This is a genomic window from Paraburkholderia monticola (assembly GCF_001580545.1).
GTDB lineage: Bacteria > Pseudomonadota > Gammaproteobacteria > Burkholderiales > Burkholderiaceae > Paraburkholderia > Paraburkholderia monticola.
The window spans coordinates 305,193-329,497 of record NZ_LRBG01000012.1 but is presented as its reverse complement, the minus strand read 5'-3'; the positions used below and the strand labels follow the sequence as shown (position 1 = coordinate 329,497).

23 protein-coding genes are annotated in these 24,305 nt (G+C 65.4%); 14 read left to right on the top strand and 9 right to left on the bottom strand.

Annotation, left to right across the window (positions count from 1 at the left end):
• The first annotated feature begins 56 nt into the window (after positions 1-56).
• From CI15_RS16090 to CI15_RS38045, 3 genes are all read left to right on the top strand, one after another.
• Positions 57-1,241, top strand: coding sequence for a cystathionine beta-lyase (locus CI15_RS16090; RefSeq protein WP_062129311.1), 1,185 nt, complete (start codon positions 57-59; stop codon positions 1,239-1,241).
• 182 nt (positions 1,242-1,423) lie between these two features.
• A complete protein-coding gene (locus CI15_RS37705; RefSeq protein WP_062129310.1) occupies positions 1,424-1,873 on the top strand; it encodes a hypothetical protein in 450 nt (149 codons plus the stop codon).
• A 53-nt stretch (positions 1,874-1,926) separates the two neighbouring features.
• On the top strand, positions 1,927-2,058 hold the full coding sequence (locus CI15_RS38045; RefSeq protein ID WP_277621036.1) for a hypothetical protein: 132 nt from the start codon (positions 1,927-1,929) through the stop codon (positions 2,056-2,058).
• Between the two features lie 75 nt (positions 2,059-2,133).
• On the opposite strand, the gene serB is transcribed toward CI15_RS38045, so the two are convergent.
• A complete protein-coding gene (gene serB / locus CI15_RS16080) occupies positions 2,134-2,973 on the bottom strand; it encodes a phosphoserine phosphatase SerB (protein ID WP_062129309.1) in 840 nt (279 codons plus the stop codon).
• A gap of 128 nt (positions 2,974-3,101) precedes the next feature.
• Here serB and CI15_RS16075 point away from each other — a divergent pair, with 128 nt between their 5' ends.
• From CI15_RS16075 to CI15_RS16060, 4 genes are all read left to right on the top strand, one after another.
• Positions 3,102-4,337 carry a cytochrome P450 gene (locus CI15_RS16075; RefSeq protein WP_062129308.1) on the top strand — a complete coding sequence of 412 codons (1,236 nt, stop codon included), beginning with the start codon at positions 3,102-3,104 and terminating at the stop codon, positions 4,335-4,337.
• A gap of 207 nt (positions 4,338-4,544) precedes the next feature.
• Positions 4,545-5,558: a non-homologous end joining protein Ku gene (ku, locus tag CI15_RS16070; protein ID WP_062129307.1), complete on the top strand. Its 1,014-nt coding sequence runs from the start codon at positions 4,545-4,547 to the stop codon at positions 5,556-5,558.
• Between the two features lie 57 nt (positions 5,559-5,615).
• Positions 5,616-8,423, top strand: coding sequence for a DNA ligase D (gene ligD / locus CI15_RS16065; RefSeq protein ID WP_062129306.1), 2,808 nt, complete (start codon positions 5,616-5,618; stop codon positions 8,421-8,423).
• 51 nt (positions 8,424-8,474) lie between these two features.
• Entirely contained in the window at positions 8,475-8,798 is a 324-nt protein-coding gene (locus CI15_RS16060) for a hypothetical protein (RefSeq protein WP_062129305.1), read from the top strand.
• A 22-nt stretch (positions 8,799-8,820) separates the two neighbouring features.
• On the opposite strand, the gene CI15_RS16055 is transcribed toward CI15_RS16060, so the two are convergent.
• A complete protein-coding gene (locus CI15_RS16055; RefSeq protein ID WP_062129304.1) occupies positions 8,821-9,789 on the bottom strand; it encodes a LysR family transcriptional regulator in 969 nt (322 codons plus the stop codon).
• Positions 9,790-9,905: 116 nt separating this feature from the next.
• Between CI15_RS16055 and CI15_RS16050 the strand changes: the two genes are divergently transcribed.
• Together CI15_RS16050 and CI15_RS16045 are read left to right on the top strand one after the other, a co-directional pair.
• Positions 9,906-10,922 (top strand): zinc-binding alcohol dehydrogenase family protein, encoded by a 1,017-nt coding sequence (locus CI15_RS16050; RefSeq protein WP_062129303.1) that lies wholly within the window; start codon positions 9,906-9,908, stop codon positions 10,920-10,922.
• 233 nt (positions 10,923-11,155) lie between these two features.
• Positions 11,156-11,704: a DUF6013 family protein gene (locus CI15_RS16045; protein ID WP_062129302.1), complete on the top strand. Its 549-nt coding sequence runs from the start codon at positions 11,156-11,158 to the stop codon at positions 11,702-11,704.
• A 15-nt stretch (positions 11,705-11,719) separates the two neighbouring features.
• Here CI15_RS16045 and CI15_RS16040 read toward each other — a convergent pair whose 3' ends face one another.
• From CI15_RS16040 to CI15_RS36530, 3 genes are read right to left on the bottom strand one after another with little or no spacing between them, the layout of a single operon-like run.
• Positions 11,720-12,526, bottom strand: coding sequence for an ABC transporter permease (locus tag CI15_RS16040; protein WP_062129301.1), 807 nt, complete (start codon positions 12,524-12,526; stop codon positions 11,720-11,722).
• Positions 12,523-13,263, bottom strand: coding sequence for an ABC transporter ATP-binding protein (locus tag CI15_RS16035; RefSeq protein ID WP_062129300.1), 741 nt, complete (start codon positions 13,261-13,263; stop codon positions 12,523-12,525). Before CI15_RS16035 ends, CI15_RS16040 begins: the two co-directional genes overlap by 4 nt.
• A 40-nt stretch (positions 13,264-13,303) precedes the next feature.
• Positions 13,304-13,549 carry a hypothetical protein gene (locus CI15_RS36530; RefSeq protein WP_162532569.1) on the bottom strand — a complete coding sequence of 82 codons (246 nt, stop codon included), beginning with the start codon at positions 13,547-13,549 and terminating at the stop codon, positions 13,304-13,306.
• On the opposite strand from CI15_RS36530, the gene CI15_RS16030 reads away from it, so the two are divergent.
• Positions 13,470-15,878 carry an AsmA family protein gene (locus CI15_RS16030; protein WP_062129299.1) on the top strand — a complete coding sequence of 803 codons (2,409 nt, stop codon included), beginning with the start codon at positions 13,470-13,472 and terminating at the stop codon, positions 15,876-15,878. The two genes, CI15_RS36530 and CI15_RS16030, sit on opposite strands and share 80 nt — an antisense overlap.
• Positions 15,879-16,111: 233 nt before the next feature.
• Here CI15_RS16030 and CI15_RS16025 read toward each other — a convergent pair whose 3' ends face one another.
• Positions 16,112-16,603 carry a hypothetical protein gene (locus CI15_RS16025; protein ID WP_008922707.1) on the bottom strand — a complete coding sequence of 164 codons (492 nt, stop codon included), beginning with the start codon at positions 16,601-16,603 and terminating at the stop codon, positions 16,112-16,114.
• Positions 16,604-16,671: 68 nt separating this feature from the next.
• Here CI15_RS16025 and CI15_RS36525 point away from each other — a divergent pair, with 68 nt between their 5' ends.
• The 4 genes from CI15_RS36525 to CI15_RS16010 all read left to right on the top strand — a co-directional run bounded on the left by CI15_RS36525 (position 16,672) and on the right by CI15_RS16010 (position 21,202).
• On the top strand, positions 16,672-16,992 hold the full coding sequence (locus tag CI15_RS36525) for a hypothetical protein (protein WP_153041120.1): 321 nt from the start codon (positions 16,672-16,674) through the stop codon (positions 16,990-16,992).
• Positions 16,989-18,599 (top strand): sensor histidine kinase, encoded by a 1,611-nt coding sequence (locus CI15_RS16020; protein WP_062129298.1) that lies wholly within the window; start codon positions 16,989-16,991, stop codon positions 18,597-18,599. Before CI15_RS36525 ends, CI15_RS16020 begins: the two co-directional genes overlap by 4 nt.
• Positions 18,600-18,677: 78 nt before the next feature.
• A complete protein-coding gene (locus CI15_RS16015) occupies positions 18,678-19,169 on the top strand; it encodes a response regulator (protein ID WP_062129297.1) in 492 nt (163 codons plus the stop codon).
• 59 nt (positions 19,170-19,228) lie between these two features.
• On the top strand, positions 19,229-21,202 hold the full coding sequence (locus CI15_RS16010; protein ID WP_062129296.1) for a hybrid sensor histidine kinase/response regulator: 1,974 nt from the start codon (positions 19,229-19,231) through the stop codon (positions 21,200-21,202).
• A gap of 122 nt (positions 21,203-21,324) precedes the next feature.
• Here the strand turns inward: CI15_RS16010 and mscL are convergent, their stop codons facing one another.
• From mscL to argE, 3 genes are all read right to left on the bottom strand, one after another.
• Positions 21,325-21,771 carry a large conductance mechanosensitive channel protein MscL gene (mscL, locus tag CI15_RS16005; RefSeq protein WP_062129295.1) on the bottom strand — a complete coding sequence of 149 codons (447 nt, stop codon included), beginning with the start codon at positions 21,769-21,771 and terminating at the stop codon, positions 21,325-21,327.
• Between the two features lie 100 nt (positions 21,772-21,871).
• Complete coding sequence (locus tag CI15_RS16000) at positions 21,872-22,906, bottom strand: threonine/serine dehydratase family protein (protein WP_062129294.1); 1,035 nt, start codon at positions 22,904-22,906, stop codon at positions 21,872-21,874.
• An 89-nt stretch (positions 22,907-22,995) separates the two neighbouring features.
• Entirely contained in the window at positions 22,996-24,228 is a 1,233-nt protein-coding gene (gene argE / locus CI15_RS15995) for an acetylornithine deacetylase (protein ID WP_062129293.1), read from the bottom strand.
• Between the last annotated feature and the right edge of the window lie 77 nt (positions 24,229-24,305).

Sequence of the window (24,305 nt, the reverse complement as noted above, 5' to 3'; positions counted from 1 at the left end):
GCGCTGCGCGGCCGATGTGTCAGTCCCGCTTCCCTGTGCTTTTCATCGAGCATCACATGACTGAATCCAAATTCAAACACGGTCTGCAGACCCGCATCGTGCGGGCCGAGGACCAGATCACGCCGGGCTTCGAATCTTTCTCGACGCCGGTCACGCGCGCCTCGACGGTGGTGTTCCCCGATCTCGCCGCGATGCGCGCGCTCGACTGGAAGAACGACGCGCAATGGCGCTACGGCCTGCATGCCACACCTACGCAGATCGCGCTCGCGCAGCGTCTCGCCGCGATCGAGGGTGGCAAGCATGCGTTGTTGCAGCCGTCGGGGCTGTCGTCGATCTCGAACGTCTACTTCGGCCTCGTGAAGGCCGGCGACGACGTGCTGATCCCCGATAACGTCTATTCGCCCAACCGCGATCACGGCGACTGGCTCGCGCGCGATTTCGGCATCACGGCGCGCTACTACGATCCGCTGATCGGCGCGGGCATCGCCGATTTGATCCAACCGAACACGCGCCTGATCTGGATCGAGGCGCCCGGCTCGGTGACGATGGAGGTGCCCGACGTGCCAGCCATCACCGCGGCGGCGCGCGCGCGCAAGGTCTTCACCGCGATCGACAACACGTGGTCCGCGGGCCTCGCGTTCCGGCCGTTCGACCACGGCATCGACATCTCGGTGCAGGCGCTGACCAAATACCAGTCGGGCGGCGGCGACGTGCTGATGGGCGCGACCATCACGGTCGACCGTGAAGTACACGTGAAGCTGAAGGCCGCGCGCATGCGCATGGGTATCGGCGTGTCGTCGGACGATTGCTCGCTGATCCTGCGCAGCCTGCCGAGCATGCAGCTGCGTTTCGCGCAGCACGACCGCGCGGCGCTGTCGCTCGCGATGTGGTTGAAGACCCGGCCGGAAATCGTCGCGGTGCTGCATCCGGCGCTCGCCGACTGTCCGGGGCACGAAGTGTACAAGCGCGATTTCACCGGCGCGGGAGGCCTGTTCTCGGTCGTGTTCGACGAGCGTTACAGCGCGGCGCAGATCGACACGTTCTGCGAATCGCTCGAACTGTTTTCGCTGGGCTGGAGTTGGGGTGGCGCGCATAGCCTCGCGATGCCGTACGACATCGCGTCGATGCGCACCGCGGCGCAGTGGCCGCATCGCGGCACGCTGGTGCGCTTCTATATCGGTCTCGAGGACGAGGCGGATCTGCGCGCGGATATCGAACGGAGTCTGGCGGCGCTGGCTTAACGCGCGTTAGCCTGGATCGATACGCTGGTCGAGAAGCCCGCCGGGATGTGTTTCCGGCGGGCTTTTTTGTGGCCCGGAGTACCAGGCAGACCTGACCGTTTGGCTGAGTGTTCGATGGCGTGTCGCGACGCTACGATGAGGTGCAATCAGACTCACGTTGCCAGCGCTGCCGGGTAGCCTCGATGAATCTTTTCTTCTGGATGTTGCTGAATCTTGCGGTGCCAATTGCCGGACCGGTCTTTACGCTTGCGCTCGTCGCGCCCGCGTTTGGATGGCGCGTTGCCAGGACGATGATTGCGGCGTCGGTGAAGGACGGGCAATTGTTCTGGTGTGCGATTGGACTGTGTGCTGCCGCGATTTATGAGGCGGTGACGGCGTTGGAGCAGGGCAGTCGGGAGACGTCACTGCTTGCGCTTGGGATTGTCGGGTTTTGCGGGCTGGCGTTCGCCTGTTCCATCGCCGTGACGGCGGGCTTGCTCAGAGTGCGGCAGGACGGCTCGGGCGCCGCTATCGGTGACAGGCAGACCGGGCGTGTGGTCGGCACGTTTTCGCGTGGGGTGGTCGCCATGTCGATTATTTCGATTTGCCTTGCAGCGACTCTATCCGCGGCTTTGCACATCCACCTGAATTAGCTCTTTTTGGGATCGTGCAGCTCTTATACTTGGTCTGTCTCGCGGAGGAGCTTATGAAACAATTTATCCTGTCTTTGGAAATAGGCAAAAATTACGACCGCATCATGAAGGGCGTGTTGATCGCCCATATTGTGATCGGCATCTGCATGTTCGCCCTGTTCCTGCCCGGCATTTTCAACAGATAACGCCTCACTTCACGCGGTTCGCTATCGCGGCGGTCGTGCTACCGGCGCGATAACGAATCCCTCAAGCCTCCAGCCTCAAAACAATCGCAGCAAGCCGTCCAGCCCAACGAAATTGAACGACACGCTGGCTGCTTCGCGCACCACCGGTTTCGCGCGGAACGCAACGGAGAGGCTGGCTTCGGCCATCATCTTCAGGTCGTTCGAGCCGTCGCCCATCGCGATCGCGCGCGAGGGCTCGATGCCGAGCGTCGTGCAGGTTTCGCGCAGCGTGCGCGCTTTCACGTCCGCATTGACGATCTCGCCGACCACCTTGCCGGTCAGCTTGCCGTCGACGATTTCGAGCGTGTTCGCACGCGTGAAATCGAGGCCGAGGCGCGCCTTCAGCTTTTCGGTGAAGAACGTGAAGCCTCCCGACACGAGCAACGTCTTCAGGCCCGCCTGTTTCGCGCCGGCGAGCATCCGTTCGGCGCCCGGCGACAACTGCAGCCGCTCTTCGTACACGCGCTCGAGTGCGCTGGCGTCGAGGCCCTTGAGCAACGCGACGCGACGCGTGAGGCTTTCGTTGAAGTCCTTGATCTCGCCGCGCATCGCAGCTTCGGTAATCGCTGCGACTTCGGTTTTGAGCCCGCAGAAATCGGCGATTTCGTCGATGCATTCGATCGTGATCAGCGTCGAGTCCATGTCCATCGCGACGAGTCCAAAGTCGCGCAACTGGCGGCCGGTTTCGACAAACGCGTAATCGAGCTGATGCGTGTAGCAATACGCTTCGACGTCGGCGCGTTGCGCGACGTTCGCGTCGGCGATGCGAATGGCGTTCGCGTCGATGACCGCGGCTTGCGAGCCGCGCGCGAGCGCGACGAGCGTTTTGTGGTGGTCGGCGGAAAGGGGGGCGGCGCTTTGAATGACGAGGTTCATGGACGACCAGTGACGCGGAAAGAAAGAGGCGCGTGGCGCGCGGAAAATCCCGCTATTGTATCGGTTCCGTGCGCCGCAACCCGGCCACCCCCAACGAGGCGCAACAAGACGCCCCACGGAGACAACGTATGCCCCCGGCGACCGCCAGCGACACATCCTCCCTTGCCCGCGACTTCGATCTGCGTCAGCTGAGCCCGGCGTTCTACGCCGATCCCTATCCGGTCTATCACGCACTGCGCACCCATGAGCCCATCAGGCGCATGCCCGACGGCTCGCTTTTTCTGACGCGCTTTCGCGACGTGCAGGCCGTCTATCGCGACCCGAAGACCTTCAGTTCCGACAAGACCGTCGAGTTCCGGCCGAAGTACGGCGACTCGCCGCTCTACGCGCATCACACGACGAGCCTCGTGTTCAACGATCCACCGCGCCACACGCGCGTGCGCAAGCTGATCGCCGGCGCGCTGACCGCGCGCGCGATCGCGGCGATGGAGCCCGCGCTGATCCGGCTCGTCGACAGCCTGCTCGAGGCGGCCGCGCAACGCGGGCGTATCGATCTGATCGGCGAGTTCGCCTCGGCGATTCCGGTCGAGGTCATCGGCAATCTGCTCGATGTGCCGCACGACGAACGCGCGCCGCTGCGCGACTGGTCGCTCGCGATACTCGGCGCGCTCGAGCCGTCGCTGACCGACGCGCAGCTCGAGCGCGGCAATCGCGCGGTCAGCGAATTCGTCGACTATCTGCGCGGCCTCGTCGCGCGCCGTCGCCGCGAACCGGGCGATCCGCAGCACGACGTGCTGACGCGCCTGATTCAGGGCGAGGGGCCGAACGAGCAGTTGTCGGAAGCGGAACTGCTGCAGAACTGCATTTTCATCCTCAACGCCGGGCATGAGACGACCACGAACCTGATCGGCAACGGGCTCGTCACGCTGACCCAATGGCCCGACGAGCGCGCCGCCCTGCGACGCGAGCCGGAGCTGATCGGCACCGCGGTCGAAGAGTGTTTGCGCTTCGAAAGTTCGAATCAGCTCGGCAACCGGATGGCCACCGTCGATACCGACATCGGCGGCGTCGCGGTCGCGCGCGGCACGCCGGTCACGCTGTGTATCGGCGCGGCCAATCGCGACCCCGAGCAGTTCGCGGAGCCGGACCGCTTCAACATCCGCCGCGACCCGAACCGGCATCTCGCGTTCGGGTTCGGGATTCACCAGTGCGCGGGCTTGTCGCTGGCGCGGCTGGAGGCGCGCATTGCGATCGGGCGCTTCGTGCAGCGCTTCCCGGCCTATCGCCTCGATGGCGAGCCGACGCGCGGCGGGCGCGTGCGGTTTCGCGGCTTCGCGGCGGTGCCGGTCCTGCTCGAGCCTTGATGCGAGCTGCGCGCTGACTGCACCGCGCAGCGGGAAAAAGCCGTAGGTTTTGCCGCCGCATCGCAAGACTTACAGCCCCATGACAGTACGGCGCTGTACAGGCCGGGCCGCGCCGCGCACGTGGCAGCGCCACAAAATGCCCGGAAATCCGTGGCACGCTTGCTGCTTCGCTTGATATCTCACGCCCATGGGACACGGGAGCGCGCGATGGCACACATGATCTGGAAGGGCGCAATCAGCTTCGGGCTGGTCCACGTCCCGGTGCAGCTTTATCCGGCGACGCAGTCGGAGAAGGTCGGCTTCAATCTGCTCGACAGGCGCACGATCGACCCGATCGGCTACAAGCAGATCAACAAGCGCACCGGCAAGGACGTGACCCGCGAGAACATCGTGCGCGGCTTCGAGTACGAGAAGGACCGTTACGTGGTGCTGTCGGACGAAGAAATCCGCGCGGCGAATCCCGAGTCGACGCAGACGGTCGACATCCTCGCGTTCGTCGACGCCCCCGACATCTCGTTCCTCTATCTCGACACGCCGTATTTCCTGACGCCCGACCGCAAGGGCGAGAAAGTCTATGCGCTGCTGCGCGAGGCGATGACGGCGTCGGGCAAGATCGGCGTCGCGAGCGTCGTTCTGCACAACAAGCAGCATCTGGCGGCGCTGATTCCGCTCGGTCCCGTGCTGGCGTTGAAGACGCTGCGCTGGGCCAACGAGGTGCGCGGACTCGACCAGTTCAAGCTGCCGCCCGAAGGCATGAAGGCCGCCGGCGTGTCGGCGAAGGAACTCGACATGGCGAAAAAGCTGATCGACGACATGAGCGAGACGTGGGACCCGACGCAGTATCACGATACGTTTCGCGACGACATCATGGCGCTCGTTGAGCGCAAGATTCGCGCGGGCAAGACCGAGGAGGTCACCGAAGTCGAAACGCCGCACGAGTCGCGCAAATCCGCCGACATTCTCGACCTCTCCGATATGCTCAGACGCAGCCTCGGCCGCGGCAAGGGCAAGCCGGCGGCCGCGGGCCGCAAGCGCGCCGCCGACGAGGACGACGAGCAGACCGACAGCGATGCCGGGGCCGATGAAGAGGCGGCCGCGCCCGCGCGCAAAAAGCCACGCGCAGCGAGCACGCCGCGTAGCCGTAGTGGCAGTGGGGGGAGCAGCGCCCGCGCCGCCTCGAAGACCACGGCTGCGGCCCGCAAACGACGCGCGGCGGCCTGAGCGCGCGGCCGACCGGCTTATCGTATCGAACGCATCGAACGCATCGAAGTCATCGCCATGAACGACCGACTCGACCTCTATCACCGCAAGCGCCGCTTCGAGGACACGCCCGAGCCGGCCGCCGCGACGACGCGCAAACGCGCGGCGAGCAAGACCCGCAGAAGCGCAACGCGTGTCGTGCCCCAGACGTTGTCCTACGTGATCCAGGAGCACGACGCGCGGCGTCTGCACTACGACTTCCGGCTCGAACTGAACGGCGCGCTGCTGTCGTGGGCGGTGCCGAAAGGGCCGAGCCTCGACCCGTCGGTCAAACGGCTCGCCGTGCGCGTCGAGGATCATCCGGTCGAATACGGTACGTTCGAGGGCGAGATTCCGCCCGGCAATTACGGCGCGGGTACGGTGATCGTGTGGGATCGCGGCACGTGGGAGCCAGCGGGCGGCGCGGCCGAAGCCGCGCGCGCCTACGCGGCCGGCAAGCTCAAGTTTCAGTTGCACGGCGAGAAGCTGCACGGCGGCTGGACGCTGGTGCGCAGTCATATGCGTGGCAGCGGCGACAAGGAGCAATGGCTGCTGATCAAGGAGCGCGACGAGGCGGCGCGCGACGAAAGCGAATACGACGTGCTGAAGAAGCAGCCAGGCAGCGTGCTGGCGGATGGGACATCGCGAGGTAGGCGAACGAAGCAATCGACAGCGGACTCGACGGCAAAAATATCGCGCGACGGCAAAGCCGTAAGCAAGCCGGCGAAATCCGCCTCCTCGCGGCGCGCCGCCGACCCCAAACGCCCCGACATCGTCGCGACGCGCAGCGCGCAGTCGCTTCGCGAGCTTGCCGCGTCACCATCGATAGAAGGTGCCGTCAAAGCCAGGTTGCCCGCCAGTTTGAAGCCGCAACTGGCCACGCTCGTCGATAGCGCGCCGCCGGGCGACGATTGGCTCTACGAAATCAAGTTCGACGGCTACCGCGTGCTAGCGCGTATCGACCATGCATCGAAGGCAAAGGGCGGTGCGGTCGGCATTTTCACGCGCAACGGCAACGACTGGAGCGCAAAGTTCAGCAAGCAGATCGAGGCCTTCGCGGAGCTGGACCTGCAAAGCGCGTGGCTCGACGGCGAAGCGGTCGTGCTCGACGAACGCGACGTGCCGAGCTTCCAGTTGCTGCAAAACGCGTTCGACGCGCATCGCCCGCAAGACATCGTCATCTATCTGTTCGATCTACCGTTTCTGAACGGCTACGATCTGCGCGGCGTACCGCTCGAGCAGCGTCGCGCGATCCTGCGCGCGCTGCTCGAAGGCGTCGACGATCGCGTGCTGCGCTTTTCAAACGACTTCGCGTTCAGCGCCGAGGCGCTCCTGAAGAGCGCATGCGATATGGCGCTCGAAGGCATCATCGGCAAGCGGCGTGACAGCCGCTATGTGTCGGGCCGCGCGTCGTCGTGGATCAAGCTGAAGTGCCGGCGCCGCCAGGAGTTCGTGATCGGCGGGTATTCGGAGCCGAGCGGCAGCCGCGCGGCGTTCGGCGCGCTGCTGCTCGGCGTCTACGACGGCGACGGCCGCTTGCAATACGCGGGGCGCGTCGGCACCGGCTTCGATGCCGCGCTGCTGCGCTCGGTCAAACAGGCGCTCGACGCGCACGCGAGCAAGCGTATGCCGTTCGCGAGCGCACCCCGCGAGCGCAGCCGCACCCCCGTGCATTGGGTCGAGCCGGCGCTCGTCGCCGAATGCAACTTCGCCGAATGGACGAGCGACGGCATCGTGCGCCAGGCGTCGTTCGTCAGCTTGCGTGACGACAAGCCGGCGCGCCAGATCGTCAGGGAAACCACCCGACAAGGAGCCGACGTGCAACAGCAAACCGAAACCGCCTCCGACGATACGCCGCAAAAAAGCGCACCGAAAAAGCGCGCGGCCAAAAAGACCGCCACGTCCGCTGCCAAGAAAAACGCGCCCGCCCGAACCACGGCAACCCGTTCGCGCACGCAGAGCGAAATCGCCGGCGTGCGCATCTCGCATCCCGATCGCGTGATCGACAAGACGAGCGGTGCCAGCAAGCTCGACCTGGTGCAGTACTACGCATCGATGGCCGAATGGATGCTGCCTCATCTGCGCGAGCGGCCCGTCGCACTCGTGCGCGCGCCGGAGGATATCGGCGGCGAACTGTTCTTCCAGAAGCACAGCCAGAAGCTGTCGATTCCGCATGTCACGCAGCACGAGGGACTCGATCCGGGCCATCCGCCGCTGATCACGATCGACACGCTCGCCGCGCTGGTCGGCGCCGCGCAGATGGGCACCGTCGAATTTCATACGTGGAATGCGGTCGCGTCGAATATCGAAAAGCCCGATCGCGTGGTGTTCGATCTCGACCCCGACGCGTCGCTCGGTTGGGAGCGCATGATCGAGGCCGCGCAACTGACGCGCTCGCTGCTCGACGAACTGGGCCTGAAGTCGTTCTGCAAGACGAGCGGCGGCAAGGGCTTGCACGTGGTCGTGCCGCTCGCGAAGCAGGCCGGCTGGGACGACGTGAAGGATTTCTCGCAGGCGCTCGCGCAGCATATGGCGACCACGCTGCCGCAGTACTTCAGCGCGAAGATGGGCGCACAGAATCGCAAGAAGAAGATCTTCATCGACTATCTGCGCAACAACCGCGGCTCGAGCACCGTGGCCGCATTCTCGGCGCGCGCGCGGCCGGGTCTCGGCGTCTCGGTGCCGCTAGCGTGGGACGAACTCGACAGCACGTCGAGCGGCGATCAATGGACCATCCGCAACGTGCGTGAGCGCGTGGACACGCTCAGGAGCGACCCGTGGGCGGACTATCCGAAGACCCGTCAGCGCATCACCGCGGCGATGAAAAAACGGCTGACCGACGCGTGATCAGCGATCGTCCGCACTCAGCGCGAACGCGATTCGCGAAGGAGCAATGACATGAAGACCTCGCCGCAAACGACAGATGGCGACCAGCAAGCGAAGCCGCAAGCCGACCCGCACGCGAAACATCCGCGTTCGATGCAGGAAGCCGGTGTGCCGCTGCCGCATGAAACCGACCAGGATCCGGAGTCGCAGCACGAGGACCAACCGCGCCACGTCGGCAAGCAGGCCCATGAGGATGTCTCGCATGGACTGCAGGATACCGACCGCCGCGGCGGCGACGAGTATCAGCAACGCACGCAGAACGACTCGCATACCGACGTGAACTCGGATCGCAAGCAGGGCGGTACGAAGAGCGGTACGAAGCGCGGCAAGCGCTGACACCCGCTGACAGGCGAGGCGCCTACGCGCCCGCCAGTCCCACCGGCTCCCGGTCCCAATACGGCGGATCGCCGATATGGGCGGCGACGAAGTCGATGAAGGCGAGCGTCTTCGGCGGCACGAACGCGCGGCTCGGGTACACGGCCCAGAGTGCGACGGCGTCGTCGAGCGGATAGCTGTCGAGCACGCTGACGAGCGCGCCGCTGCGCAAATAAGGCCCGACGTCCCACGTCGATTTCAGCGCGATGCCGAAACCCGCGAGCAGCGCGTCGCGGATCACCTCGCCGTTGTCGGTGACGAGGCGGCCGCTCACGCGCACATTGAGCGGGCCGGCCGGCGTCACGAAGCGCCAGTCGCGCTGCTCCGACAGAACGATGCACTCGTGTCGCGCGAGATCGGACGGATGGTGCGGCGTGCCGCGCGCCGCGAGATAGGCCGGTGACGCGCACAGCACGCGGCGGTTGACCGCAAGGCGCCGCGCGACCAGTGACGAATCCTTCAGGACCCCAACGCGAATCGCGACATCGATTCCCGCGTCGACCAGATCGACCACTTGATCGGTCAGGCGTAGATCGACGCTGACGCCCGGATAGCGGCGCAGAAATTCGCAGATCACCGGCGACACATGCTGCCGCCCGAACGACGACGGCATCGACACGCGCAGCCGCCCCTGCGGCTCGGCCTGCGCGCGCCCGACCGACGCGCGCGCGGCGGCCGCCGCATCGAGCAGTGCCTCGGCGCGCGTCATGAATACTTCACCGTCCTGGGTGAGGCTGATGCGGCGCGTGGTCCGATGCAACAGCCGTGCGCCGAGCAGCTTTTCGAGTTGCGCGATCCGCGCGCTCGCGACCGCCGCCGACACACCGAACTCGCGCCCGGCCGCCGATACGTTGGCGAGCAGCGCAGCGCGCACGAAAAGCGCGACGTCGAGCAGATCGAGCCGTTCGCGCTCGCTGGAGAGGGACCGGTCGGCCGGGTTTGTACAGTTCATTATTCTGAAAGATTTTCTGAAAAACCAAAAAAATGTTTCAGTGATTATGACTGTTTTAGCAGAATAAAAATCATCCTACTATGTGAGCACATCAACCGAACGAACAAGGAACAGCCATGAAAGCCGTCGGACTCTACCGTTATCTGCCGATCGATCACGCCGAAGCGCTCGTCGACGTCGAGATTCCGAAACCCGAAGCGAGCGGGCGCGATCTGCTGGTCAAGGTGGAAGCCATTTCCGTGAACCCGGTCGACACCAAGGTGCGCGCGCCGAAAGACACCGTCGAGAAGACGCCGCGCGTGCTCGGCTGGGACGCGGCCGGTACCGTCGTCGCGGTCGGGCCCGAGGTCACGCTGTTCAAGGTCGGCGATCCGGTGTTCTATGCGGGCAGCATTACGCGGCCGGGCGCCAATAGCGAGTTTCATCTGGTCGACGAACGGATCGTCGGACACAAGCCGGCGTCGTTCGATTTCACGCACGCGGCCGCGCTGCCGTTGACCGCGATCACCGCGTGGGAGGCGTTGTTCGACCGCCTCGGCGTGTCGCCGCAAGGCGCCGACGCAGGTCGCACCGTGCTGATTTTCGGCGGCGCGGGCGGGGTCGGCTCGATCGGCATCCAGCTCGCGAAGCAGCTCGGCAAGCTGAAGGTGATCGCGACCGCATCGCGGCCCGAATCGGCGCAATGGGCGCAGGAGCTCGGCGCGGACCATGTCGTCAATCATTTCGGCGATCTGCCCGCGCAGATGAAGGAGATCGGCATCGAGCAGGTCGACTACGTGCTGATCTTCAACGACACCGACCGCAACTTTCCGGCTGCCGCGCAAGTGATCAAGCCGCAAGGCAGCATCTGCACGATCGTCGAGAACAGCGCCGCGGTGCCGGTCGAATTGCTGAAGGCGAAGAGCGCGGCGTTTCACTGGGAGTTCATGTTCACGCGCTCGATGTTCGGCACGCCCGACATGATCGAGCAGCACAAGCTGCTGACCGAGGTCGCGCGCCTCGTCGATGCCGGAACGTTGCGCACGACGCTCGGCGAGAATCTCGGCCGCATCAACGCGGAGAATCTGCGCCGCGCGCATCGGCTGCTCGAGGAAGGGCGCGCGATCGGCAAGCTCGTGCTGACCGGCTTTTGAAACGAGACCGACGCGCAGAAAGCGCGTCGCCGCAAGCGGGTTAACACCCGAGCCGACACGACACGCGCGGCATCGCGCTTGGCGGTAGACTGACGACGCAGCATGCCAAAACGGTTGCGTGTCTTGCGGCGGGGCGAGCCGGTATGAACCGGCCCGACCCGGGCAGTGCGCGAACAGTGCACCGGCAGTCGCACCGACGCGAGCGCGCAGCGGCACAACAACGAGGTGACAGTATGAGCATCAGCTTCAAACTCTCCGCCGTTTCCGTTGTCGCTTCTCTCGCCTGCGCGCTCGTGCCGGTAGCGCGCGCAGCCACGCCGATCACGGTGACCAACCAGGCCGCACTCGACGGCCCGATCCGCTACACCGTTCGCGTCACGTCGAAACAGTTCGGCAATTCCCAGGAAACCCGCACGATCCGCTCCGGCGAATCGGACGACTTCACGTGGAAGACCGTGCCGCCAGGCGGCCCGGTCCCCGGCACCGACGCGTGCCCGGACTACGGGGCGCTGCCGGTCGACGAGAATGGCGCAATGATCCGTCAGACGCAGATCCGCTTCGCGCCGGTGGTGTCGAGCAATGGCACCGCGACCGTTCAGCTGAGCTTCCAGGCGCAGACGCCGCATGGCGTGAAAACCGTGACGAGCGGCGGCAAGACGCTCAAGTGTCCGAACGATGTGCGCGTGAGTCAGATCGTGCGTTTCACGATGCCAGTCAATGGCACGACGAAAACGCTGACGCTGAGCGACGGCACCGAGGTGGCGGTGACCGCGAAGCGCTGAGCGGTCGGACGCGCGTCAGCCTTTATTGACCTCACGCTCGATCAGTCGCGCCGGCAAGAACTGATGCCCGGCCGAAAAGAGCCGCCGGTACGTGAGCAGCACCGCGCCCACGGTGCCGAGCGCAGACGCCGCCGCGATCAGAAACATGATGACGATCTGATAGCGCACCGCCTGCAAGGGCGACTGCCCGGCCAGCACCTGACCCGTCATCATGCCCGGCAAGCTCACGACGCCGACCACCGCCATCTGGTTCAAGGTGGGCATCATGCCCGCGCGCACCGCCTGGCGCGCCGGCGCCTGCGCGGCTTCCCAGCGCGTCGCGCCGAGCGCGAGCGCCATCTCGACGCGGTCGCGCCGCGCGGTCAGCTCCTCGGTCATCCGCTCGATGCCAAGCGACACCCCGGTCAGCGTGTTGCCGAGGATCATGCCGAGAATCGGAATCGCATACTGCGGCTCGTACCACGGGTGAATGCGGATCACGACGAACAGTCCCACCGCGGCCACGAGCCACGAACTGACCCAGATCGACAGCACGCTGTCGGCGCGCTGTCCAGCATAGGTGCGGCTGCCGCGCTGCGCGCCGGCGAAACCCGCGATCAGCGTCATCAGGATCATCAGCGGCAGCACGACGTACCAGCGGTCGAAACTGAACACCCAGCCGAGCACATAGCCGATCGCGAGCAGCTGGACGACAGTGCGCACCGCCGCCCATGCGAGCTTGCGCTCGAGATCGAGCTTTAGCGCGACCGAGACGGCACCATTGACGACGATCAGCAGCGTCGCGATCGCGACGTCCCACAAGCTCAGATTTTGCAGGCTCATTGGCGCGGCTCCCGAGGCAGGTCCGCCGTCACGCGCGGCTGCGTGTCGCCGTGCGGTGCGCTTGCTTCGGCGAGCACGCCGGCGTGCATCGTCAGATGGCGCTCGCTCATGCGTGCCGCCTGCTCCAGATCGTGCGACACCCACATCGACGCATGAGCGCCCGGCGCGGCATCGAACCACGCCTCGACGAGCGCTTCGATCGCACGCGAGGAGGCCGGGTCGAGCGATGCGGTCGGCTCGTCGAGCAACAGCACTTCGGGCGCGAGTTGCAGCACGCGAATCAGCGCGGCGATCTGCGCTTCGCCGCCCGACAGCTCGCTCGCGCGCTTGCCGAGAAAGTCCTCGCCACGGCCGGCCTGCACGGCAAGCCGAGCCGCGCGCGCGCGATCGAAGCGTACGTCGCGATACGCGCGCAGCTCGAACGGATAGCGCAGATTGTCCTCGACGCTGCCGTCGATCAGCGCGGGCCGCTGCCGGATATACGCGACGTTGCGCCGGTAGCGTGGAATCGCCGTGCGCTCGACCGGCGCGCCATGCCACAGGATGCGCCCCGCATCGAGCGGATCGAGCAGCGCGAGCGCGCGCAGAAACACGCTCTTGCCGGAGCCGGACGGTCCGGTGATCGCGACGCGCTCACCGGCGCGCAGCGCGAAGGTGGTCGGCTGCAGCAGCGTCTGGCCACGCTGCGCATCGCGCCGCGAGATGCCGTCGGCGAGGACGAAGGGAACATCGGTCATGGTTGAATGGTCGTGGGGAGGAGATGCCGGCGACAGGACTTTACCGGCCATGATTTTTCGATGCCGGCGCGCTCGCGTCAATGCGGCGGTCTGTCGGCAAAGCGTGCGCCATGATAAAACGACGAAGCGCAACAACACGCAACAGCGCGCCGGGCACGATAAGTGCTGCGCGCTGCACGACGTAGAACAACACGTGGAGCTTTTCAATGGCAGGGTCGAGCAGCATCGGACGACGGATCGGAAAAAACTTTGCATGGCTGCTGGCGACGCTCGTGATTCTGATCATCGCGCTCGTCATCTTCATCCTGGCCTTCGACTGGAACCGCGCGCGGCCTTACATCGACGACAAGGTCAGCCAGGCGATCGGCCGGCCGTTCGCGATCAACGGCGACCTGAAGGTCGGCTGGGGTCATCCGGTCGGCGAGACCGGCTGGCGCGGCTGGGTGCCCTGGCCGCGCTTCTCGGCGGCCAACATCACGATCGGCAATCCCGACTGGGCCAAACAGCCGCAGTTCGCGACGCTCGACGAAATCGACTTCGAGGTCGAGGTGTTGCCGCTGCTCGCGCATGACATCGTGATTCCGGCGGTCAACCTCGTGAACCCGTCCGTCGATCTCGAGCGTCTGGCCGACGGGCGCGATAACTGGACCTTCAAGCTGGCGTCGTCGAGCGGGCCGTCGGAATGGAAGCTCGATCTGCACGATATCGCGTTCGCCAAGGGCAATATCTCGCTGTCAGATCAGCAGAAGAAGGTCGAGATGCAGATGGTCGTCGATACGCTCGGGCAGCCGATTCCCATCGGCGACGCGCTGAAGCAGCAGGAGGCGGCCTCGCGCAGCGCGTCGGCGCAGGCAGTCGGTCGTGCGGGCGCGAGCAAGCTCGCCGCCCAGGTCGAGGCGCAGGCGGCCTCGGAGGCGAAAGCGGCGTCCGAAGCGGCGGCCGCCGAGCAGGCGTCGGCAGCATCGGGGACGGCCGCAACGTCAGCCGCTACCGCCAGTTCCGGCGCGCTCGCGACGAGCGGCGCCGCGGCGCCTGCCCCGTCGCGCGCGTCGCCGACCTATGCGATCGCGTGGACCGTCAAAGGCACGTATAACCGCACGCCGGTGTCGGGCAGCGGCAAGCTCGGCGGCGTGCTCGCGTTGCAGGACGCGACCCGGCCGTTCCCGGTGCAGGCCGACGTCAAAGGCGGCGACCTGCATATCGCCTTCGTCGGCACGATCACCGATCCGACGCATCTCGCGGCGCTCGATCTGCGTCTCTGGCTGCAGGGCAACAGCCTGGCGCGCCTGTATTCGCTGACGGGCGTGACCTTGCCCGAGACCCCGCCGTACGCGACCGAGGGCCATCTGATCGGTCAGTTCAAGCCGAGCGGCAGCGTGTTCACTTACGAAAACTTTACTGGCCGGGTCGGCGGCAGCGATCTGAACGGTTCCTTGACCTATACGGCGCGCGAGCCTCGTCCGCTGCTGCAGGGGGCGCTCGAATCGCACGTGCTGCAGTTCTCGGATCTCGCGCCGGTGATCGGCGCCGATTCGAACGCGAGCAAGGCGCAACGCGGCGACACGACCCGCCAGCCGAGCGATCGCGTGCTGCCGGTCGAGGAATTCCGCACCGACCGCTGGAAGGCGATCGACGCGGACGTCAAGTTCACCGGCCGGCGCATCGTCAAGAACTCGAACCTGCCGATCACGGATCTCTACACACACGTCGTGATGACCGACGGCGTGCTGTCGCTCGTGCCGCTGAAGTTCGGCGTCGCGGGTGGCTCGCTCGCGTCGGACATCCATCTCGATGGCAGCGGGGCGCCGCTGAAGGGGCGCTTCGCGATGTCGGCGCGGCATCTGAAGCTCAAGCAGTTGTTCCCGAACTTCAAGACGATGCAGAACGCGCTCGGCGAGATCAACGGTGATGCGTCGCTCTCCGCGACCGGCAATTCGCCGGCGGCGCTCGCGGCGACATCGAATGGCGAGCTGAAGGCGCTCGTGACCGACGGCACCGTCAGCCGTCTGCTGATGGAAGCGGCGGGGCTCAACGTCGCGAACGTCGTCTATGAAAAGCTGTTCGGCAATCGCGACGTGAAGATCAATTGCGCGGCCGCGGACTTCGTCGCGACCGATGGCGTGCTCGAACCGCGCGTGTTCGCGCTCGATACCGACGACGCGGTCATCAACATCGACGGCCACATCAATCTGCGCGACGAGACCCTGGACCTCGGCGTGCATCCGCATACGAAGGGCTTCCGGGTGTTTTCGCTACGCTCGCCGCTGTACGTGAAGGGCACGTTCAAGAATCCGCACGTCGGCGTCAATGCGGCCGCGCTCGCGCTGCGTGGCGGCGCGGTGGTCGGCCTCGGCTTGATCAATCCGTTCGCGGCGCTGATCCCACTGCTCGCGCCGAGCAACAACAAGCCGCTACCGTGCGCCGAATTGCTCGCGCAGGTCCGGCAGGCACCGACGGCGCCGCCGCCGGGCGTGAAACAACAGTCGAAGGCGCCGCTCTCGCTCGACGGTGTGCCGCTCAATAAGTCCTCGGGCGGCGCGTCGTCGCCGACCGGCGCGGATCGCAAGCCCGCGACGCTGTCGCCGGCGAGCGCGGCCGAATACAAGGGTAGCTGATGCTGTCGGGATGGCCTGCTGGCTGGGTGAGCTGGAGCGTAGGCGGTGGCCTGTGCGTGAACTTTCCGTGGCTGTTCAGCGTGCCGTCCGCGCGCGGGCGCGTCAACGTCGAAGATGCGATGGGCGAATGGATGGCATGATGCCGCGCGCTCAAGCGCGCGCGGTTGCCGTCACGGCGGGGTTTCAATGAAGCTCAGTAGCCCTGAACTTCAGGGCGTCTGATCAGGCTCAGCCTATCGGAGTGAGCGCGGTGTTGCATCGCCGGCAGCATCCTGGCGACGCACGCCGCGGCGGGTACCGATTCGCGTCGCGCCGAACTCCGTCAGAATCTTGCCGCGCGCACGGCTCGCGAATACGAGGAAGCCAAAGCCATCCGCCTCGTACCAGTAGCCTCCGTTCTCGAGACCGTCGAGTGGCTGCTCCAGCGCATTGGTAATAGATTCGATGCAGCGCCGCCGCAATTCGGCCGGGGCCGGGTAGGGTGGCTGCGCGCCGCGCACACTGCATAGCAGCACGTCGAGTCCGGGCAGCACGTGTGCATAGAGCACGGGTTCGTCCTGCGCGCGGGCGCGGGCAATTTTGGTGTCGAGCTGACTGAACGGCTTGAAATGCCGCAGAACCGCGAGGAACGACTCGTCGCCGTCCACCTTCGCGCGTCTACGCTTTTTCGGGAAGGACATAAAAATTCGCCTGAAAAAGAATTGCAAGAAACGCTGCGTCCTCATGCGACCACTCCCGGCTTTCGCGCGCCGCACGTCGATCTTTTATAGCATACGACAAGGCTGGATTCACGATGATTCGACGCGACCGCATCGCCCCACCGCCTCCCGCACGAATCATGCCGAACCGCCTCGCCGCGCGCATTCGCATCCCAGCACACCTTGTCTCCATCATAGACGCAGCCGGCGCCGAAAAAACATCCCATCCCAATAAAAAAGTCATTTTTGTGTGGTCGAGCGCTTGCTGGCGCGCCGTTGAAATATCTCGAATTCACGTCGATAATGGCCCGTCCGGCCGCGCCACGCCCGTCTCACCGGGCGCGACGGGGGTGCGCGAGCCTCGCCGTTCGAGTGACAGCCTGAATCACAGCCTGAACGCCCTAACGGAACCATGAAACTATTCACCAAAGGTCTGCTGCTGATCGCTGTACCGAGCGTGGTCGAGCTCGCGCTGCTCGGGTTCGTCTTCGATACCCAGGAGCAGACCGCGCAGGCCGCGCAGTGGGTGGACAACAGCAAGCAGGTCCTCTATCAGTCGTCGGCCATCGTCGACCCGCTGCTGCGTCAGGCCGCGCGCGTGCGCACGGCCATGGTGACGGGCGACGCGTCTTTGATCGACCGTCACGCGGTGTGGGTCGACCTGAACGACCGGCTCGCCAAGCTCGATGCGCTCGTCGCCGCGACGCCCGCCCAGGCCGAGCGCGTTCGCACGATGCGGCGCGCGATCGACGCATATCGCGAAGAAAGCGTCGCGATCTCCCAGGCGTTGCACGAGGGGCGCAGTCTGCACCCCTATATCGCGCTCGAAACCGGCGCGTTGCCGCAGCAGATCGAGGTGTTCCGCGACGAGCTGGCCCAGTTCGGCGAGGCGGCGGCGGAGCTCGACGTCGAGCGCTCGACCGCGCTCGCGGAACGGCGCGAGCTTCAGCAGCGTGCGCTGATCGCCGCCGTGTTCGGCTCGATGCTGATCTGGGCGGTCACCGCGTTCGTGTTCACGCGCGGCATCGGCCAACGCCTCGAAGTACTGACCGATAACGCCGAGCGGCTGGGTAGCGGGCGGCCGCTCGCGGCGCCGTTGTCCGGCAGCGACGAAATCGCCGAACTCGACACGGTGCTGCATCAGACCGATGCGCGTCTGCGCGAGGCGGAGGCGGAGCAGGAGACCCTGAAGACGGAACTCGAAATCCGCGCGCGCGAACTGGCGGCCGTCAATGAGGAATTGCGCCAGGAAACGCAGGACAACGAGATGTTCATCTACAGCGTGTCCCACGATTTGCGCTCGCCGCTCGTCAATCTGCAGGGGTTTTCGAAGGAGCTGCACGTGTCGTGCGACGAGCTCGACGGCATCGTCGGCGAGGCTCGCCTGCCCGAGAACGAAGCGCGGCGCATGACGCAGATCCTCGATGGCGACGTGCGCGAGTCGCTCCACTATTTGCGCGCCGCGGTCGCGCGCGCGGCGGCGATCATCGACGCGCTGCTGCGGATCTCGCGCGCGGGACGGCTCGAATACCAGTGGCAGCGGGTCAGCGTCGGTCGCGCGGTGGCGCGGGTCGTCGATGCGCTGCAACGCACGATCGACCAGCGCGCGGCGAGCGTCACGGTGCGCGAGCTGCCGCCCGCCTGGGGCGACCCCGCGGCGGTCGAGCAGATCTTCAGCAGCCTGATCGGCAATGCGCTGACTTTTCTCGATCCGGCCCGCGCCGGGCGCATCGAGGTCGGCGCGCTGGAGCCCGAACCCGTCGACGAAAGCGAGCCGCGCGCGGTTCGGATGCGCACCTACTACGTCCGCGATAATGGGCTCGGTATTCCGGCGCCGTATCTGTCGAAGGTGTTTCGCGCGTTCCAGCGTCTGCATGTCGATGTCGCGAGTGGCGAGGGGATCGGTCTCGCGGTGGTGCGCCGCACGGTCGAGCGGCACGGCGGGCGCGTCTGGGTCGAGTCGGCCGAAGGCGCGGGGTCGACCTTTTTCGTCGTGCTGCCCGAGACGCCGGTGCGGCTCTGAGCGCGGCACGAGCCTGCGCGAGTATCGGCGCGGCCATGCGCGGGGCGCATGGATCACGAATCGTTAGGACGGAGAGCCATGAATCACGCGCAAACGGTCAGCATCGTTCTGATCGAAGACGACGACGGCCACGCGACGCTCGTCGAGCGTAATCTGCGCCGCGCCGGTATATCGAACGGTTTCGTGCGCTTTCGCGACGGCCAGCAGGCGCTCGACTATTTCTTCGGCCCGGCGCCGCGGGAACCGTTGACCGACGCCGACGGCCATCCGTATCCGCCGCGCGAGAATCTCGCGAATTTCGTCGTGCTGCTCGATCTGAAGATGCCGCGCGTCGACGGCTTCGAGGTGTTGCGGCGTCTGAAGGAAGCGCCCGAGACCGCGGCGGTGCCGGTGATCGTGCTGACCACCACCGACGACCCGCGCGAAATTTCACGCTGCTACGAACTCGGCTGCAACGTCTATATCTGCAAGCCGGTCGAATACGATGCGTTCATCGAGGCCGTGCGCCGGCTCGGCTTTTTCCTCCAAGTGGTCAAGCTGCCGCCGGGGCATCGGCTCGCGCCGCGCTGAAGCTGTCCGAAAGCCGTTCATGACACCATAAGCACCGAACCCAGCCAGAGAACTCCTGCATGACCGAAGAAGTGTCCACACCGCACGCCGCGTATGTGCTCGTCGTCGATGACGACGAAGGCATTCTGCGACTCGCGCGCAAATCGCTCGAACGCGCCGGCTGCCGGGTGGCGATCTGCTCGCGCATCGAGACGGCCCGCGAGCGCCTCGTGAGCGGCGGCCCCGACCTGCTCGTGCTCGACTATCAGTTGAGCGGTCCGGAGACCGGACTCGATTTCTTCCGGCGACTGCGCGCGGAGGGCGTGCGCGTTCCGGCGATCCTCGTGACCGGTTTCACCGACGAATCCCGCGTGATCGAAGCGCTGCGCGCGGGCGTATCCGACGTGGTGCCGAAGTCCGGCGACTATCTCGACTATCTGCCGGAGGCGGTGGAGCGCGTGCTGTCGCAGGAACGACTACAACGCGCGTCCGACGAAGCGCTCTTGCTGCGCGATCGCGAGCTGCATTACCGCACGCTGTCGGAGGCGCTGCCGCATCTGGTGCTGACTTGCGACGCCGCCGGCGATTGCGACTTCCTCTCGAAGCAGTGGTACGACTACACCGGCTTGCCCGAGCAGGCCTCGCACGGTCTCGCGTGGCTCGACGCGGTGCATCCCGACGATCGCGAACCGGTCCGCCGCAGCTGGCTGAAGGCGGTTGCGAGCCGCGGCGACGACTATCGGCATGACGTGCGGATCCGCCGCCACGACGGCGAGTACCGCTGGTTCGACCTGCGCGTGGTCGCGATGCGCGACGCCGAGGGTAACGTCAGCAAATGGTTCGGCACCTGTACCGACATCCACGCGCAGCGCGAGGCGATCGAGGAGCGCGAGCGGCTGCTCGCGTCCGAGCAGGCCGCGCGCCAGGCCGCCGAAGAAGCGAATCGCGCGAAAGACCGTTTTCTCGCGATGCTGTCGCACGAATTGCGCACGCCGCTCACCCCGGTGCTCGCGGGCGCGAGCGTGCTCGAGATGTTCCACGATCTGCCCGAGCAGGCGCGCGCGAGCGTGCGTATGATCCGCCGCAACGTCGAGCTGGAGGCGCGGCTGATCGACGATCTGCTCGATCTGACGCGCGTGGCGAACGGCAAGCTGCGGCTGTCGCTCGAGACCGTCGATGTGCACGAGGTGATCGACAGCGTGCTCGAACTCTTTCGCAGCGAGATTCAGGTCAAGCAGCAGGACGTGCACGTCGAGAAGCGCGCGACGCATCACTACGTGCTGGCCGATCGCGCGCGCCTGCAACAGATGCTGTGGAACCTGATTCGCAACGCCGCGAAGTTCACGCCGGACGGCGGCCATATCTATGTGCGTACGCGCGACGAGCGCATGCAAGTGCAGATCTCGGTCGAAGACACCGGCATCGGCATCGAGCCGGACCAGATCGACAAGCTGTTCAACGCGTTCGAGCAGGGCGACCAGAGCATGACGCGGCAGTTTGGCGGCCTCGGTCTGGGTCTCGCGATCACGAAGGCCTTGACCGACATGCACGGCGGCATCGTGACCGCGTACAGCCCCGGTCCGCATTGCGGCGCGACCTTCACGATCACGCTGCCCACGGCGGCCGCACCGGCCGCCGCGCCGCCGGTCATTGCCCCGAGCGCGGCGCAGCCGGCGAGTTCGCTGACGGTGCTGCTGATCGAAGATCACATCGATACCGCCGACGTGTTGGCGCAGTTGATGCGCGGCCTCGGTCATGACGTGACGGTGGTCGGGCGCATCGGCGATGCGTTCGCGGCGACGCAATTGCAGACATTCGATCTGGTCGTCAGCGACGTCGGTTTGCCCGATGGCACTGGCCTCGATTTCATCAAGGCGTTTCGCGAGCATTCGGACGTGCCGGCCGTCGCGCTGACCGGCTTCGGCACCGACGAGGACGTGCGACGTTGTCTGAGCGCGGGCTTCACGTCGCATCTGACGAAGCCGATCAATTTCGGCCAGCTCGAATCGATGATCGACAGCGCGGCCCAAGCGAAGGCGCGAAAGGGACTGTAAGGCTCGATAATCCGCGGCGCTGAAAGTAGGGCGGAAAACACAAAGGCCTGTTGCGACGTCGATCGCAACAGGCCTTTTTATTTCACTGGCTCAGGTCGTTGAACCGAAGCGATATTTGACAATTAGCGCTGCTGGTTCTTCAGCGTATCGCGGATCTCGCGCAGCAGCAGCACGTCTTCGGGCGTGGGCGGCGGCTCCGCCGGCGCGGCTTCCGGTTCCTTGCGCAGATTGTTGATGAACTTGACCATCAGGAAAATGATGAACGCGAGAATGATGAAGTTGATCAACACGGTAATGAACGAACCGTAGCCGATTACCGCCACGCCCGCCGTCTGCAGGTCTTTATACGATTCCGGGCTGCCTTTGTAAGTCGCCGGAATATGGCCGAGGCGAATGAACATATTGGAGAAATCGAGCCCGCCGGTAGCGAGCCCGACAACCGGCATGATCAGGTCTTTAACCACGGAATTGACAATGGTGGAAAACGCGCCGCCGATAATCACACCGACCGCCAGATCCATCACATTGCCTTTGAGAGCAAATTCTTTGAATTCCTTGATCATGCTCATACAAGCACCTCCCCAGATATGAATAGCGGAATAATACCAATCTGAAACAGATAGGCTAGTGCTTTAGCCGCAACGCAACACGTGTATGTGCCGCGCGTGGCTAATGAGGAAACTGTGACTCGCTATGACGCGCGCGCTCCAGGTGCGCGGCAAAACTGACTGGGTCGGTATTGGTGCCGCACAGCAGCACGCCCACGCGTTTGCCCTGCAACGGCTCGCGCAAAGGTCCGAGCAGCGCGGCGGTGGCGGCCGCGCAAGCCGGCTCGACCGCGAGCTTCAACTGGCCGAACAGGATCAGCATCGCCTCGCGCAACTGGTCGTCGGACACCGTCACGAGCCGATCGATATGGCGGCGGCACAACTCGTAGCTGTATTGCTCGGTATGCGGCGACATCAGCGAATCGGCGATGCTGTGCATATGGCCCATTCTGACCGTATGGTTGGCGGCAAAACTCTTACTCATCGCATCCGAGCCTTCGGGTTCGACGCCGTACACGTGCACGTTCGGATTGGCGAGCCGCAGCGCGGTGGAGACCCCGGCCGCGAGTCCGCCACCGCCGATCGGCACGATCACTGCTTCGAGGTCCGGCGTTTGCGTCGCCCATTCGTAGCCGAGCGTCGCCGAGCCGAGCACCGTGCGATAGCCGTTGAACGGATGCACGAAATAGCGGCCTTCCTCGGCCTCGACGCGGCGCACCAGTTCGAACGCTTCGGCGAGATCTTCCGCATAGACGATGTCGGCGCCGTACTCGCGGCACAGCGCGACGCGCGCGGGATTCGCCGCGCTGAACAGCACGACTTTCGCGCTGATTCCGAGCCGCATCGCCGCATAGGCGACCGCCACCGCGTGATTGCCGCCCGACACGCAGGTGACGCCCGCGCTCTTTTGCACGTCGTCGAGCGCGAGCAGGTTCGTGAACGCGCCGCGTGCCTTGAAGCTGCCCCCCACCTGCAGCAGCTCGAACTTGAAATTGACGACGGTGCCGCTGAGCGACGCGAAGTCGGGCCGGTCGAACACCGGCGTGCGCGCGACCCATGGCATCAACGCAAAATGCTGTGCGGCGATGTCGTCGAGCGAGGGGATCGGCTCGCCGTCGATCGTGTGATCCGTGTGCTGCGGCATGGCGCTGGACATGGCGAGAACTCCGGAGTCGTCGATATCGTTGAGACCGGTTGCGCGACGCGCAGGTTCAGTGCGGCTGCGCGCCGCCGCAACGAAACAGGCTAGGCGGCCTCGACCGACATGCTGTGGATGAACTTGCGCAAAAAGCGCTCGCACGCGACGAGCTGCCCGAGCTCGACGAATTCGTTCGCCTTGTGCGCCTGCTGGATGTCGCCGGGGCCGCAGACGATGCTCGGGATCCCCGCGTTCGAAAACAGGCCCGCCTCGGTGCCGTAGGCGACCTTGCGCTTGTCCTGATCGGCCGTCAAGGCGCGCACGAGCTGCGTGATCGCGGCCTGCTCAGACGAATCGAGTCCGGGCGCCGCGGCGATCTTTGTGATCTCGATCGCGGCCGACGGATGCTCGCGCAGCATTTTCGGCAGCAGCGTTTCGCGCGCGTAACTATCGATGCGGGCGAAGATCTGCTCGGGATCGAGCGTCGGCAGATTGCGGAATTCGAACTGGAACTGGCACTCGGCCGGCACCGTGTTGATCGCGTTGCCGCCCGCGATCGTGCTGGTCTGCGCGGTGCTGAACGGCACGTCGTACAGTTCGTCGAACGGGCCTTGCTCGCGGAACTGGTCGGCCATGTCGCGGATGTAGCAGATCAGGCGCGCCGCGTATTCGATCGCGTTCAAGCCATTCGGCGTCAGCGACGAATGCGCGGCCTGGCCGCGCACGCAGCACTGATACGCATTGATGCCCTTGTGCGCGATGATCGGGCGCATGCTGGTCGGCTCGCCGACGATGCAGCCGTCCGGCTTCACGCCGCGCTTCATCAGATCGGCGATCAGGAGCGGCGCGCCGACGCAGCCGACTTCCTCGTCGTACGACAGCGCGAAGTGGATCGGCTTCGCGAGCTTCACGCGCTGCATATCCGGCACGAGCGCGAGCGCCGCGCCGATGAAGCCCTTCATGTCGCAGGTGCCGCGCCCGTACAGCTTGTCGCCGCGAACCTCGGGCTTGAACGGATCGCTGTCCCATTGCTGGCCGTCCACCGGCACGACGTCCGTGTGGCCCGACAGCACCACGCCGCCGTTCGTTTCGCCATCGTGCGCGGGAAGCGTCGCGAACAGGTTCGCCCATTGGCCGCCCTTGCCGTGCGTGAGGGTCGCGTCGATGCCGAGCGCGCGCAGTTCGTCGCGCACCGTTTCGATCAGGCCGAGATTCGGATTGCGGCTCACCGTGTCCATCGACACGAGACGGGTGACCCAGGGGAGCGATACCGGCGATGCGGAAGAAGCAGGGGAGGCGGATGACTGCGACGATTGCGCTGTTTCAGCGACGTGAGACATGACATGACTCCAGCATTTGAGTCTATCGATCATATCCCAAATTGCATTTTCGTAAGGACTTCCGTCAGCCGGCAGCG